Source organism: Amycolatopsis sp. NPDC043887 (assembly GCF_056435665.1).
In genome coordinates, this window is record NZ_JBWKEB010000007.1 from 447,744 (window position 1) to 462,046 (window position 14,303).

The window sequence follows — 14,303 nt, forward strand, 5'->3', positions numbered from 1 at the left end:
ACGAACCTTCGGGGCATGTTCGCTCCTGCACGCCGCTCCTGGTGGCGGCCCCTCGGCCACGCCGACTACCTGGCCTCGTCGTGGTTCCCCGGCCTCACCGGCGTACGCGCGCTCGCCGCCGTGGCCGTCGTCTTCTTCCACTACGGGGGCCCGGTCGTCGACCGCCTCCAAGGCTGGATCGCCGTGCAATTGTTCTTCGTGTTGTCCGGCTTCCTCATCACGACGCTGGCCCTGCGCGAGGAAGACCGTGACGGCCGGATCTCGTTGCGCGGGTTCTACCTTCGCCGGGTCTTCCGGATCATGCCGGTGTACTTCCTGTTGCTGGCGCTGACCACGGTCGCGGTCCTGCTCGGCGGGACCTACCAGAGCAGCAGGCTCGCCGACGCCATGCCGTACTACCTCGTCTTCGGCAACGAACTCGTCGACTTCAACACGCCCTATCCGACGTCGTGGTCGCTGGGCGTGGAGGAGAAGTTCTACCTGGTCTGGCCCGCGCTGCTGGTGCTGACTTCGTTCGCGCGAAGCGGGAGGGCGGTGCTGCGTCTGCTGCTGGGCGCGTCGGCCGTCCTGGGTGTCGTGCTGTTCGCGTTGCCCCTGGCGCCCTCGCATACCTGGGCGAGTCTTTCGGTGCACTATTGCTCGCTGGTCATCGGCTGCCTGCTGGCGATGACGCTCCACCATCCGCGCGGGTTCGCCCTCGTCCGGCCGCTGACCAGCCCGGTCGTCGCGACGGTCATCGGCTGCGGGTTCGTCGTGCTGCAGTTCTCCGTCGGCCCGCTGGCGAAGGCACTGGGCGGGCATTGGCAGTTCGTGGTGCCGGTCTACGCGGCGGGCTCGGCACTGCTGCTCGTGGCCGTCGTGTCGCCGGGGCCGGTCCGGACGTTGCTCTCGAGCAGGCCGATGAGCTTCGTCGGAGACCGTTCGTACGCGCTCTACCTCGCCCAGACCGGCGCGGCCGGGGTCGCGGGCTGGCTACTGCCCAGCGGGCCGGCCAAGGCCGCCGCGACCACCGGCGTCGCGTTGCTGTTCGCCTGCGCACTGCGCCGCTGGGTCGAACAGCCCGCCATCGCCTACGGCCGGAAGGTGATCGGACGACACGCGCCCGCCGTGCCTCCGGTTGAGGCGACGGCGGGCGCGAGGCCGACGTCAGTGGTGCGCGGCGACCGCACCGGTGCCGGCGCTCTTCTTGACGAAGAGCGATCCGACGAACGCGGCCAGGCCTATGCAACCGGCGACGATGAACGTCGTGCGGATTCCGCCCGCGTTGGGACTGACCGCCCCGGCCGTGGTCGTGCTGGCCGTGGCCACCGCGATGAACATGGCGGTGCCGAGCGCGCCGGCGAGCTGCTGAAGGGTGGCGAGGATCGCGCTGCCGTGTGAATAGAGGTGCTCGGGCAGCGAACCGAGGGATTCGGTCATCAGTGGCGTCATCATGAGGCCGAGCCCGCCCATCAGCAGGACGTGGATGGCGATGACCGCGATCAGTGGTGATCCCGCGCCGAGCAGGGCGAACAGCCACAGCGAGATCGCCATCGCGGCCGCGCCGGGGATGACCAGCGGCCGGGGGCCGAAGCGGTCGTAGAGCGCGCCGACCGGGCGGCCGAGCAGCCCGAGGACCAGGCCGCCGGGAAGCACCGCGAGCCCGCTGACGAACGTGCTGGTGTGCAGGACGGTCTGCAGGTACAGCGGGAGCAGGATCGCCGCGGCGCCGAGCAGGCACATGAACAGCAGGGCCGTCAGCACCAGGGAGACGACGAAACTGCGGTGGGTGAACGGACGCAGGTCCAGCAGCGCGCGGTCTTCCTTCTGGAGACGCAACTGGCGCCAGGTGAACACCACGAGTGCCACGGCACCGACGGCGATCGGCGCCCACGGCGGCACGGGCTGATGCCCGCCGGCGGATTCGCCGGACACCGACAGGCCGTACAGCACGCCGCCGAAACCGAGCGCGGACAGGACCACCGACAGGACGTCCAGCGGCACCTTGCGGGTGTCGCTGTCCAGCCGCAGCCGCACCATGCCGACCACCAGGGCGGCGAGCGAGAGCGGCAGCACGATCCAGAACATCCAGCGCCAGCCGAGCGACGACAGCACGGCGCCGCCGATGGTCGGGCCGATCGCCGGAGCGACCGCGATGACGATGGTGATCGTGCCCATCGTGGCACCGCGTTTCTCGACCGGGACGAGGCGCATCACCGTGGTCATCAGCAGCGGCAGCATCACCGCCGTCCCGCAGGCCTGGATGACGCGGCCGGTCAGCAGGAGGGCGAAGCCCGGGGCGAGCGCGCTGACCAGGGTGCCGGTGCTGAACAGGGTGAGCGAGGCCAGGAACACCTGGCGGGGGGTGAACCGTTCGAGCAGGAACCCGGTGGTCGGGATGACGACCGCCATGGTGAGCAGGAAGCCGCTGGTCAGCCACTGGACGGTGGTGGTCGGGACCTGGAGGTCGACGGTCAGGTCACGCAGCGCGACACTCAGGATGGTCTCGTTGAGGATCATCACGAACGCGGAAAGGACCAGGACCCCGATCAGGAGCCCGGCTTTCGCCGGTGCCCTTTCCTGGTCGTGGGCGGTTTCGGGCAGGGTCTCGGTCATCAGTGAAGGGCTCCTGGAAGGGCGCGGGTCCGCGTGGCCACCTTCGGCGCCGGCGACGGTGACAGCGAAGGCGAGGCTGAGTCTTTCCGTTCAGTCTGCCCGTGTCGGTCGGTGTGTGTCACGTGAATTTCCGTAGTGAGTACGGTCACTGCGCTTTCGGGCAGTGCGGAACCGCACGTGAGCGGAACGGTTTTCGGTGGCAGCACGATAAAATCGGCAGGTGACCAGAGCGATCACGGCGGATCGATGGCGTTCGGTGCGGCGAGCCTATCGGGTGACGGGCGCGCGATTCGCGGAACTGGTCGCCCGCGTTCCGGATCCGGACGCGATGGTCACCGCGGAGTGGACGGTGGCCGAAACGGTCGCCCATGTCGCGATGATCGCGAAGATGTACACCTCCCTGGTGCGGGCGGACGGCGCGTCGATTTTGGACGCCCGCGGGCAGAGCCAGGTCGAGAAGACCACTGTGGACACGGTTTCCGTGCTGAACACCTTGGTGTTGCGAGATTTTCGCGAACGCGACATCCAGGTGCTCGTGACCGGATTGCTCGCGGACATCGGAGAAGTACTGCGGGTGACCGAGGACGCGGACCCGGGTGCCCCGCTGGACTGGCTCGGGGGTTCGAAGGTGCCGCTGGCCGGAGTCCTCGCGCACCTCGTCAACGAACTGCAGATCCACGGCTGGGACATCGCCAAGGCGCTGAAACTGCCGTGGACGATCCAGCCGGCTGACGCGGCGTTGTTCTTCGATCTGTTCTTGGTGGGTGTGCTGAGCCACGACATTGGGCACCTTCTCGACACCGACGAGCCGCCGCGGGATCGACGCATCGCCGTGGCGTTCCGGTCCGCGTACACGTCCCCGGTCGTGCTGGTGCTGCATCGGGGGCGGGTGACGGTCGAGGAGCCCGGCGGACCGGTCGACGTGCGGATCTCCTTCGACCCGCCGACGCTGAACCTGATGCTGTTCCACCGGGTCGGCAAGCCGCGTTCCGCGCTGACGCGCAAGATCGTCGTCAGCGGTCCGCGACCGTGGCTGTTACCCGCCTTCCTGCGGGTGGTCCGGCTGCCGTAGGGCTTCGGGTGGCATGAGTGTCAGGTGCCTACCGCCGTTGCCGAACCTCGTGAGTGTCGCCGCCGTGATCGAGACCCGTTGCGGAGCCGGGGATCCGCTCCGCCGGACGTCACGCGACGTGCATGGATCCGTACCGCGGCGAAGTGCACGGTGCGAGACCCCGGCCAGGCCGTCAACCGTTGACAGGCGTGTCGAACCGGCGTCGCGAGTCTTCGATGTGGCCGAGGAACCGGTGGGTCCAGTCGCACATCCCGTCGACCGTGGCGCGCAGGCCGTGCCCCGCCTCGGTGAGGGTGTAGTCGACGCGCGGTGGCACCGTCGGGTGCACCGTCCGTTCGATCAGGCCGTTGCGCTCCAGCATGCGCAGGTTCTGGGTGAGCATCTTGTGACTGATGCCCTCGATGTCGTCGCGCAGTTCGGTGAACCGCCGGGTGCGGTCGCCGATCGTCTCGATGATCAGGAGCGCCCATTTGTTGGCGACGTCGGAGAAGATCTCCCGCGCCAGTGAATCCGCCCGCATCAGATCGGCGTCGTCCGAACCTTTGAGCTGCTTGGTCACCATGAGGTTCCCCAGTCACGAGAAAGTGCGTTCTTCCAGGTCGTCGCACACTCTCCTACAGTTCCTGGGTAACCACAAGTGACCATGAACGAGGAGTACGGATGAGCATCACCCTGGTGAACCCCGCTGGACTGCCGGAGATCCCCGCCTACCGGCAGGTGTCGATCGCGACCGGGTCGAAGCTGGTCTTCATCGCGGGGCAGGTGTCCTGGGACGCCGACGGTGTCCTCGTCGGCGAGGGTGACCTCGCCGCACAGGTCGCACAGTGCTACCTGAACATCGGCACCGCGCTCGCCGAGGCCGGCGCCACCTTCGACGACGTCGCGAAGATGACCGTCTACGTCGTCGACTGGACGCCGGACAAACTCGCGCTGTTCCTCGAAGGCGTGGACCGGGCGGCCGCGAAGCTGGGCGGCACCCCGGTCCCGCCGGGGACACTGATCGGCGTCGCGGCCCTCGACGTGCCCGAGCACCTCGTCGAGGTCGAGGCGACCGCGGTCGTCGACTGAGCGGTCACTGACCGCGCGCGGCGCGCCAGATCGGGCTGTCGACGTAGTGGTTGTCGTACTGCTTCGAGGACGCGGCGATCTCCGAGGGGTCGGCTTCACCGCGCGCGACCCGGTCGAGGAGCCGGTAGTAGTCGAAGCGGGCCATGCCCGGGGTGAAGGTGACCAGGACGTCGGCGTCCGAGCCGGCGGCGGGGCCGAACGCGTGCGGCACCTTGGGCGGCACGGCGAGGAAGTCGCCCTTCTCCAGCGTGTGCAGGGTTTCCTCGACGAGAACCTGGAGTTTCCCTTCGAGCACGAAGAAGAACTCGGTCGCCCGGATGTGGAAATGGGCCGGGGTGCCGAAGACGCCGTCCTTCAGGGTCGCGCGGTTCGCGGTGAAGCCCCCGTCGGTGGTGTCCGAGTCGGCCAGCAGCGTGATTTCGCTGCCCGGCGCGTCGCTGACGATCTCGGCGTCGGCGGCCCGGAGAAGGATTGGGTCGAACATGGTGGCGTCTCCCTGGTTTTCCGTGGTCAGCAGGCTCGCTGACAGGAGCAGCTTCTCGCCGCGCCAGTCCTTGATCAACGCGGAAAGCGGCACCGAACGATAATGCCCAGGTTATCGATCGCTGGTGTGTCGTGAGTGCCCGCCCGCCGCGTCCGCGATCGCTGTGGCTCCTGGTGCACCTCGGGTGAGAGCGGCGATCCTGAGGGTAGTGAAGGCCTCCTTCGCTACCCTCAGGGTAGGCAAGGAGGCCTTCACGGACCCGCGATCAGCCGCAGTCAGAATCCGGTAGGTGTCTAGGACGCCTTGGTTCGAACCCGAATCGACACTTCCGGCCGGTCAGGCGGCGAAGACCTGCGAGTCGTCGGCGAACGCCTTGAACTCCAGAGCGTTGCCCGCTGGGTCCAGCAGGAACATCGTCCACTGTTCACCGGTCTGACCCTCGAAGCGGACGTAAGGCTCGATGACGAACGAGGTGTCCGCCGCGCGCAGCCGGTCCGCGAGCTTCCGGAACTCCGGCACGGTGAGGATCAAGCCGAAGTGGGGCACGGGAACGTCGTGCCCGTCGACGGGGTTGTGGATCTGGCGCGGCCGCTCGGGCGCGAGGTGCGTGACGAACTGGTGGCCGTGGAGGTTCCAGTCGATCCACGTGTCGGAGCTGCGGCCCTGTTCGAGGCCGAGGACTTCGCCGTAGAAGGTGCGTGCGGCGGCGAGGTCGTCGACGGGCATGGCGAGGTGGAAGCGCGGGATGGGGGAGTCGAGGACGGTCATACCCAAGGGATCCTTTCCAGAGGTAGGTGCACGTGTCGCAATGTTAACATTAGGACAAAGTGCGTGGTCGCTACTATCGGGCGTTCCGGCGGGAGGGATGAGCATGAGCGAACCCGGCAGGGTGGTGCCGGCACGTCGTCGCGGGCTGGCGGACGAGGTTGCCGACAGGGTCAGGGACGCCATCTTCGGTGGCGCCTATCCGCCTGGCGCGCAGCTGCGCGAGGTCGAGCTTTCGGCGGCGCTCGGCGTCAGCCGTGGCCCCGTGCGTGAGGCACTGCTGAGACTGGAGCGCGAGGGTCTGGTCCGCAGCGAATGGCATCGCGGCGCGATCGTCACGACCCTGTCCGATGTGGACGTCGCGGAACTCGACAGCCTGCGGTCGGCGCTGGAGCAGCTGGCCGTCCGGCTCGTGGTCGCGAACGCGCCGGACGCGGACCTTGCCGCGCTCGACGAGGTCGTCGACCGGATGGACCGGGCACGCGACGAGCACGAGATGGTCCGCTGTGACATCGACTTCCACGACGCGGTCTACGCGGCGTCCGGTCACCGGCGGCTCGTCGAAGCGTGGCAGGCGATCCGGTCGCAGGTGTACCTGTTCCTGCTGACCCGGATCGGTGTGAGCTCCGACGGCTACCTCGCGAGCATCCCGGCCGAGCATCGTCGGCTGGCGGCCGCTCTTCGTGCCCGTGACGGCGAGAAGGCGCTCGAACTGTTCGCCGTCCACCGCGGCGAGGCCTTCGCTGTGCTGACCGGGAAGTGATCGTGCCGGCATCCTCTGGCGCCAACGGGACGAAATGGTGCGCGGGTCTTGACGGCAAGGTTGGCCAAGGCTTAACTCAAGCCCTGAAATAAGACGTGTCCCGGGTCACAGGCTCCGGACGCGGCTTGGCCACTCACCCCGAGGACCATCGATGCGAATCGGAAAGATCGCTCCCGCGCTCGTCCTGGCGCTGGCGGCCGCCGCCACGACGGCGTGCGGCGGCGGCGACACGTCGTCCAGTGCTCCCAAGGAGCTCGTGTACTGGGCGTCCAATCAAGGCACCAGTCTCGACAACGACAAAGCCGTACTACAGCCAGAACTCGACAAGTTCGAGAAGGCCTCCGGGATCAAGGTCAAGCTCGAGGTCGTCCCGTGGACGGATCTGCTCAACCGGATCCTCGCGGCCACCACCTCCGGCAAGGGGCCGGACGTGCTCAACATCGGCAACACCTGGTCGGCCTCGTTGCAGGCGACGGGGGCGTTCCTGCCGTTCGACGACGCCGCGCTGGAGAAGGTCGGCGGCAAGTCCCGCTTCCTCGGCCCATCGCTGGCGGCCACCGGGGCGAGCGGGCAGCCGCCGGTCGGCGTACCGCTCTACGGCCAGGCGTACGGCCTGTACTACAACAAAAAACTCTTCTCGGAGGCCGGTATCACCAAGCCGCCCGCCACCTGGGAGGAACTCGTCGAAGACGGCAAGAAGCTCACCAAACCCGACAAGGGCCAATGGGGGCTCTCGCTCCAGGCGGGTCAGGTCACCGAGAACAGCCACCACGCGGCGATCCTCGGCGCCCAGCACGGTGCGCAGTTCTTCACTCCCGAGGGCAAACCGCAGCTGGCCTCGGATCCGTCGGTCGCGGCCGTGCAGCAGTTCGTCGACCTGATGCAGAAGGACAAGATCGTCAACCCGGCCAACGCCGAGTACGCTGACACCGCCAAATCCCTCAAAGATCTGTCGGACGGCAAAGCCGCGATGTTCATGAACCAGGCCTCCGCGGGGTCGTTCAAGAACATCGGGATGGACATGGCGAACCTCGGTGTCGCGCCGATCCCGCTGCCCGCCACCGCGCCGCCGAACGGCCGCAAGGTGACCAGCTTCGTCGCCGGCATCAACATGGCGGTCTTCAAGAACACCAAGAACCCCGACGCCGCACTGGACTTCGTGAAGTTCATGGTCTCGGCGCCGGAGCAGGCGCTGCTCAACAAGACCTACGGTTCGCTGCCGACCGTCCAGGACGCCTACAGCGACACGGCGTTCCAGACCGAAGACGTCAAGGTCTTCCAGAACGTGCTCGCGAATTCGGCGGAGCCGATGCCCCAGGTCCCGCAGGAATCGCAGTTCGAGACCCTGATCGGCACCGCGATGAAGGCGATGTTCGCCGACGTCGCCGCGGGCAAGCCGGTCGACGGAACCAAGATCCGCGACCAGCTGAACCAGGCGGACCAGCAGATCGCGGCCGGTAGTTGATGCCGACCGCTCTCGACGACGCCCCGGCCGTGAAGGCGGCCGGGGCGCCCAGGCCGCGGCGTGCCCGGCGTAACCGGCGCCGGGTCGCGCTGCCGTATCTGCTCTTGCTGCCGGCGATCCTGCTCGAACTGCTCGTCCACCTGATCCCGATGGTCGCCGGGCTCGTGATGAGCTTCTTCAAGCTGACGCAGTTCTACATCCGTGACTTCTCGTCCGCTCCGGCGGCCGGGCTGGACAACTACAAGTTCGTCCTCGACTTCGACGCCGCGGCGGGGAAGGCGCTGCTCGGCTCGTTCTGGATCACCGTCCTCTACACGGTTCTCTCCGTCGGGTTCTGCTGGCTGTTCGGAACGTCGGCCGCCGTGCTGATGCAGAAGAACTTCCGCGGACGCGGCCTGCTCCGGACGCTGTTCCTCGTGCCGTACGCGCTGCCGATGTACGCCGCGGTGATCACTTGGTCGTTCATGTTCCAGAAGGACACCGGCCTGGTGAACGACCTGCTGGGCACCGACTCCTTCTGGCTCATCGGGGACAACAGCTTCTGGTCGCTCGTGGTGGTCTCGGTCTGGCGGAACTGGCCGTTCGCGTTCCTGATCGTGATGGCCGGGCTGCAGAACATCCCCGGCGAACTGTACGAAGCGGCGGCCATCGACGGCGCGGGCTGGTGGCGGCAGTTCCGGGCCATCACCCAGCCGATGCTGCGGCCGGTCAACCAGGTGCTGCTGCTGGTGCTGTTCCTGTGGACCTTCAACGACTTCAACACGCCTTATGTCCTTTTCGGAGCGTCCGCGCCGAAGGAGGCGTCACTGATCTCGATCCACATCTACCAGAGCTCCTTCGTGACCTGGAACTTCGGCCTCGGCTCGGCGATGTCGGTGCTGTTGCTGCTGTTCCTGCTCCTCGTCAGCACCGTCTACTTGGGACTGGCCGCGCGAAGGAGGAACGCCGTTGTCTGAGCCTCGCTGGGTCCCGTGGGCACGCCGATTCGTCCTCGGCTTCCTCGCCTTGTTCACGCTGGTGCCGCTGTACGCGATGGTTTCGTCGTCGCTGAAGCCGCTCGGGGACGTGCAGGGCACCTGGGAATGGGTGCCGACGACGCTGACCATCCAGCCGTTCTTCGACATCTGGGAGACCATCCCGCTCGCCGAATACTTCGTGAACAGCCTGGTCATCTCAGGCTCGGCCGCGATCCTCTCGGTGGTGATCGCGATCTTCGCGGCGTACGCCCTGAGCCGCTTCCGCTTCCGTGGCAAGAACTTCTTCAAGACGACCGTGCTGTCCACGCAGATGTTCCCCGGGATCCTGTTCCTGCTGCCGCTGTTCCTCATCTTCGTCAACATCGGCAACACCACCGGCATCGTCCTGTACGGTTCCCGGCTCGGGCTGATCATCACCTACCTCACCTTCTCGCTGCCGTTCGCCATCTGGATGCTCGCCGGCTACATCGACTCGATCCCCAAGGAGCTCGACGAGGCCGCGATGGTCGACGGCACCGGGCCATTCGGCGCCCTGATCCGGGTGGTCGTCCCGGCGGCGATGCCGGGCATCGTCGCGGTGGGGATCTACTCGTTCATGACGGCCTGGGGCGAGGTCCTGTTCGCGTCGGTGCTGACCGATTCGGGCACGCGGACGCTCGCGGTCGGTCTCCAGGAGTACTCGACCCAGGTCCAGGTGTACTGGAACCAGGTCATGGCCGCGTCCCTGATCGTCTCCGTCCCGGTAGTCGCCGGATTCCTGCTGCTCCAGCGTTATCTCGTCGCCGGGCTCACCGCCGGTGCCGTGAAATGACCAGCCCGTCGCTCCGTACAGAGAGGCCAGCCTTGAATCTGCACCTGCCCGCCGATTTCCTGTGGGGTGCGGCCACCGCCGCGTACCAGGTCGAAGGTGCCGTCGAAGCCGACGGCCGCCTCCCGTCCATCTGGGACGACTTCGTCCGGGTCCCGGGTGCCGTCCTGAACGGCGACACCGCCGACGTCGCGTGCGATCACTACCGGCGCTGGCCGGAGGATCTCGCCATCATGAAGCGACTGGGCTTGGACGCCTACCGCTTCTCGGTCGCGTGGCCGCGGGTGATCCCGACCGGCCGCGGCGCGGTCAACCCGGCCGGACTCGACTTCTACGACCGGCTGGTCGACGCGTTGCTCGACGCCGGGATCCGGCCGTTCGCCACGTTGTTCCATTGGGATCTGCCGTCCGCCCTGCAAGCGAAGGGCGGCTGGCCCGAACGCGACACGGCCTATGCCTTCGCCGACTACGCCGCCGCCGTGGCGGCTCGGCTGGGTGACCGGGTGAAGGACTGGAACACGGTCAACGAACCGCTGTGCTCGGCCTGGCTCGGCTACCTCGAAGGGCGTTTCGCCCCCGGGATCAAGGATCTCAAGCAAGCGATCCACGCCTCGCACCATCTCCTGCTCGCGCACGGCCTCGGGGTCCAGGCGATCACCGCGAACGCCGCACAGCCCGCGAACATCGGCCTGGTGGTCAATCTCAGCGGGATCGAGCCGGCGTCGGATTCCGCCGCGGACGTCGAGGCGGCGGCGCGGATGGACGGACACGTCAACCGCTGGTGGCTCGACCCGTCGAACGGCCGCGGCTATCCCGCGGACATGATCGAGGTCTACGGCGTCGAACCACCCGTGGCGGGGAACGATCTCGAGGTGATCTCGGCCCCGGTCGGCTACCACGGGCTGAACTACTACTTCCGGCAGATCGTCGAGGACGATCCGGACGGTCCCGCCCCGCGCGCCCGGCAGGTTCCGGTCGAGGGCGCGGCCACCACCGCGATGGGCTGGGAGATCCACGGGCAGGGGCTGGCGGACCTGATCCACCGGCTCACCGACGAGTACGGCGCCCGTGCCATCTACGTCACCGAGAGCGGGGCGGCCTTCGACGACAAGGTCGCCGAGGACGGATCGGTCCATGACGCCGACCGCATCGCCTACCTGGAAGAACATCTGGGCGCGGTGGCGGGCGCTGCCGAAGCGGGCGCACCGGTGAAGGGCTACTTCGCGTGGTCGCTGCTCGACAACTTCGAATGGGACAGCGGGCTGAGCAAGCGGTTCGGGCTCGTGCGGGTCGATTACGACACTCAGGTCCGCACGGTCAAGGCGAGCGGGCACCGATACGCGGAGATCATCGCCGGGCACCGGCACCGCTCGTGAGTGGTAAGGACGGCTAGGACCAAGGGTGTCTTGGCTACCTGCTGCCGATGCGCGTGATTGGATGGACGACTCGCGACGGAGCCCTGGCCGCGGTCGTGTCGTCCGGTCCGTCACGTGAGAAGCCGGTCGGGTCTCGTGAGTGGTAAGGACGGTTCTAACCGTCCTTACCACTCACGAGCGGTTCGTGCGGGCGGATGGACCGAGGGGTCCGGATTCGTCGCGCGGTACGAACGGACGCCCGCCGAAACCTCCTAGGGTCGCCATGAACGAGGCGATCCTAGGAGGCGAAGCATGCGGACACTCTTGCGTGGCGGTCGTGTCATCGATCCGGCGACGGGGTTCGACGGCACGGCCGACGTGCTGGTATCCGACGGCGTGGTCACCGCCGTCGGGGAGGGATTGACCGCGGAGCCGGGCGACGTGGAGATCGACGTCTCCGGGCTCGTCGTCGGACCGGGCTTCATCGACTTGCACAGCCACGTGCACACCATCGCGGGCCAGCGGCTCCAGGCGATGGACGGCGTGACGACCGCGCTCGACCTCGAGGCCGGGTTGATGCCGATCGAGCGGGCCTACGCCGAGGCGGCCGCCGCGGGCCGTCCGCTGCACTACGGTTTTTCCGCCTCCTGGGGTGCCGCGCGAGCGCAGGTGCTCGCCGGGATCGAGCCGGACGCGAATATCGACAGCGGGCTGGCGGTGCTCGGGAACCCGGCCTGGCAACGGTCTTCGTCACCGAAGGAACTGGCGGCCTGGCTGTCCCTTGTGGACGGTGAGCTGGCCGCGGGCGCGCTCGGTGTCGGCGTGCTGCTCGGCTACGCGCCCGACACCGACCCCGGCGAGTTCCTCGCGCTGGCCCGGCTGGCGAAGGAGGCCGGGGCGCCGACGTACACCCATGTCCGTGAACTGGTCGAGGTGAACCCGGAGACGCCGATCGACGGTTCGGCCGAGATCGCGATCGTCGCGGCCGAGACCGGTGCCGCGATGCACCACTGTCACGTGAACAGCACGTCCGGCCACCAGATCGAGCGGGTGCTCGCGGCGCTCGAAGCGGGACGGGCGGCCGGGTCGCGGGTGACCGTCGAGGCCTATCCGTACGGGGCGGGCAGCACGGGGATCGGCGCCGCCTTCCTTTCGCCCGAGCGCCTGAAGATGAAGGGGCTGTCCCCGTCCAGCGTGATCATGCTGGAGTCGGGTGAGCGCATCGCCGACGAAGGCCGCCTGCTCCAGGTGCGCGCGGAGGATCCCGGCGCGCCGTGCATCCTGGAGTTCCTCGACGAAAGCAGCCCGCGCGACCTCGGTCTGCTGCGCCAGGCGCTCGCGTTCCCGGACGCCATCGTCGCCAGCGACGCGTTGCCCGTGTACTGGAAGAACGGCACCAGCGAGAGCACCGAATGGCCGCTTCCTCCTGGCGGCGCGACCCATCCGCGCACGGCCGGGACCTACGCCAAGACGTTGCGCTTGATGGTGCGTGAGAGCAAGGCCTGGACCTGGCTGGAGGCGTTCCGGCGCTGCTCCTACCTGCCGGCCCGGGTGCTCGACGAGGTCGCCCCAGGGGCCCTGGCGAAGGGGCGGCTGAACGCCGGTGCCGACGCGGACATCGTCGTGATCGACCCGCACGCGATCACCGACGCGGCGACCTATTTCGACTCGACTCGGCCCTCCGTCGGGGTCCGGCACCTGTTCGTCTCGGGAGTCCCGGTCGTCACCGACGGGAATCTGCGCACGGACGCGTTCCCCGGCAAGCCGCTGCGGGGTGAGCCGCGATGAGCGACCTGCTCGCCGACATCGAAACGCTGGTGCGCTGCGAGTCGCCGTCGTCGGATCACGAAGCGGTCGCCCGCAGCGCCGAAGTGGTGGCCGGAGTCGGCCGGAGACTGCTCGGCGTGGAACCGGAGAAGATCGTCGTCGACGGCGTCACCCATCTCCGCTGGAGCTTCGGCGCCGGACCGCCTCGTGTCCTGCTGCTCGGTCACCACGACACGGTATGGCCGCACGGTTCACTGGAGACCCATCCGTTCTCCGTGCGGGACGGAGTGTTGCGCGGACCCGGTTGCTTCGACATGAAGGCGGGGGTCGTGATGGCGTTGCACGCCGCCGCGACCGTGCCCGACCGCGACGGACTGTCCATTCTGGTCACCGGCGACGAGGAGATCGGCTCGCCGTCCTCCCGCGCGCTGATCGAGGAGACCGCGGCGCAGTGCGACGCCGCGTTCGTGCTGGAGGCTTCGGCCGACGGCGGCGCACTGAAATGCCGCCGCAAAGGCGTTTCCCACTACCGGGTGGACGTGACCGGTCGCGCCTCCCACGCCGGGCTCGAACCGGAGAAGGGTGTCAACGCGGGAATCGAGATCTCCCACCAGATCCTCGCGGTGGCCGCGCTCGCCGATGCACAGGCGGGCACGAGCGTGACGCCCACCGTCGTCTCGGCGGGAACGACGGTCAACACCGTACCGGCCGCCGCGCGGGTGGCCGTGGACGTCCGTGTCTGGAACGAGGCCGAACAACTCCGTGTCGACCGGGCGATCCGGGAGCTCCGCCCGGTCCTGGACGGTGCCGAGGTCCGCGTGACCGGCGGGATCAACCGGCCGCCGCTCGAAGCGGGTTCGTCGGCGGGATTGTTCGCGCTGGCTCAGGATCTGGCAGGGGAACTCGGGCTCGGAGAACTGATCTCCGCGTCGGTCGGCGGTGCTTCGGACGGCAACTACACCGCTGGGATGGGCGTTCCGACGCTGGACGGCCTTGGCGCCGTCGGTGGCGGGGCGCACGCGGATCACGAACACGTCCTCGTCGCGGAACTGCCGCGCCGTACCGCTCTGCTGGCCGCGCTCGTGGAAAACGTACTCGCGAAGCGGGGTCCGTCCGGTGCGACGAATCCCGCGGGCGAATCTGGTACGGCACGACGGTGACTCGGCCGAGGTGCCGGGAAAGGA

Annotated in this window: 13 protein-coding genes and 1 pseudogene; 10 read left to right on the forward strand and 4 right to left on the reverse strand. The window is 68.1% G+C overall.

Features of this window, described 5'->3' with window-relative positions:
- Window positions 1-15: 15 nt before the first annotated feature.
- Window positions 16-981 (forward strand): annotated as a pseudogene (locus AC069H_RS21465) (acyltransferase family protein); the annotation flags it as partial.
- Between the two features lie 165 nt (window positions 982-1,146).
- Here AC069H_RS21465 and AC069H_RS21470 read toward each other — a convergent pair.
- Entirely contained in the window at window positions 1,147-2,595 is a 1,449-nt protein-coding gene (locus AC069H_RS21470; protein ID WP_478233583.1) for a DHA2 family efflux MFS transporter permease subunit, read from the reverse strand.
- A 220-nt stretch (window positions 2,596-2,815) separates the two neighbouring features.
- Here AC069H_RS21470 and AC069H_RS21475 point away from each other — a divergent pair, with 220 nt between their 5' ends.
- Entirely contained in the window at window positions 2,816-3,667 is an 852-nt protein-coding gene (locus AC069H_RS21475; protein ID WP_478233584.1) for a maleylpyruvate isomerase N-terminal domain-containing protein, read from the forward strand.
- 172 nt (window positions 3,668-3,839) lie between these two features.
- Here the strand turns inward: AC069H_RS21475 and AC069H_RS21480 are convergent, their stop codons facing one another.
- The gene (locus AC069H_RS21480; RefSeq protein WP_478226113.1) at window positions 3,840-4,229 is read right to left on the reverse strand and encodes a winged helix-turn-helix transcriptional regulator; all 390 of its coding nucleotides are present in this window, start codon (window positions 4,227-4,229) and stop codon (window positions 3,840-3,842) included.
- 98 nt (window positions 4,230-4,327) lie between these two features.
- On the opposite strand from AC069H_RS21480, the gene AC069H_RS21485 reads away from it, so the two are divergent.
- Window positions 4,328-4,735 (forward strand): RidA family protein, encoded by a 408-nt coding sequence (locus tag AC069H_RS21485; protein ID WP_478233585.1) that lies wholly within the window; start codon window positions 4,328-4,330, stop codon window positions 4,733-4,735.
- Between the two features lie 4 nt (window positions 4,736-4,739).
- Here the strand turns inward: AC069H_RS21485 and AC069H_RS21490 are convergent, their stop codons facing one another.
- Both AC069H_RS21490 and AC069H_RS21495 read right to left on the reverse strand, forming a co-directional pair.
- Complete coding sequence (locus tag AC069H_RS21490) at window positions 4,740-5,312, reverse strand: cupin domain-containing protein (RefSeq protein WP_478233586.1); 573 nt, start codon at window positions 5,310-5,312, stop codon at window positions 4,740-4,742.
- 243 nt (window positions 5,313-5,555) lie between these two features.
- A complete protein-coding gene (locus tag AC069H_RS21495) occupies window positions 5,556-5,987 on the reverse strand; it encodes a VOC family protein (protein ID WP_478226116.1) in 432 nt (143 codons plus the stop codon).
- A gap of 103 nt (window positions 5,988-6,090) precedes the next feature.
- Between AC069H_RS21495 and AC069H_RS21500 the strand changes: the two genes are divergently transcribed.
- From AC069H_RS21500 to AC069H_RS21530, 7 genes are all read left to right on the forward strand, one after another.
- Window positions 6,091-6,747 (forward strand): GntR family transcriptional regulator, encoded by a 657-nt coding sequence (locus tag AC069H_RS21500; RefSeq protein ID WP_478233587.1) that lies wholly within the window; start codon window positions 6,091-6,093, stop codon window positions 6,745-6,747.
- A 151-nt stretch (window positions 6,748-6,898) separates the two neighbouring features.
- Window positions 6,899-8,212 (forward strand): ABC transporter substrate-binding protein, encoded by a 1,314-nt coding sequence (locus tag AC069H_RS21505; protein WP_478233588.1) that lies wholly within the window; start codon window positions 6,899-6,901, stop codon window positions 8,210-8,212.
- On the forward strand, window positions 8,212-9,168 hold the full coding sequence (locus tag AC069H_RS21510; RefSeq protein ID WP_478226120.1) for a carbohydrate ABC transporter permease: 957 nt from the start codon (window positions 8,212-8,214) through the stop codon (window positions 9,166-9,168). Before AC069H_RS21505 ends, AC069H_RS21510 begins: the two co-directional genes overlap by 1 nt.
- On the forward strand, window positions 9,161-10,000 hold the full coding sequence (locus AC069H_RS21515) for a carbohydrate ABC transporter permease (RefSeq protein ID WP_478233589.1): 840 nt from the start codon (window positions 9,161-9,163) through the stop codon (window positions 9,998-10,000). The genes AC069H_RS21510 and AC069H_RS21515 overlap by 8 nt, the downstream gene beginning before the upstream one ends.
- A 32-nt stretch (window positions 10,001-10,032) precedes the next feature.
- Window positions 10,033-11,373 (forward strand): GH1 family beta-glucosidase, encoded by a 1,341-nt coding sequence (locus tag AC069H_RS21520; RefSeq protein WP_478233590.1) that lies wholly within the window; start codon window positions 10,033-10,035, stop codon window positions 11,371-11,373.
- A 291-nt stretch (window positions 11,374-11,664) separates the two neighbouring features.
- Complete coding sequence (locus tag AC069H_RS21525; RefSeq protein WP_478233591.1) at window positions 11,665-13,140, forward strand: amidohydrolase family protein; 1,476 nt, start codon at window positions 11,665-11,667, stop codon at window positions 13,138-13,140.
- On the forward strand, window positions 13,137-14,279 hold the full coding sequence (locus AC069H_RS21530; RefSeq protein WP_478226124.1) for a M20 family metallopeptidase: 1,143 nt from the start codon (window positions 13,137-13,139) through the stop codon (window positions 14,277-14,279). The genes AC069H_RS21525 and AC069H_RS21530 overlap by 4 nt, the downstream gene beginning before the upstream one ends.
- Window positions 14,280-14,303 lie beyond the last annotated feature (24 nt).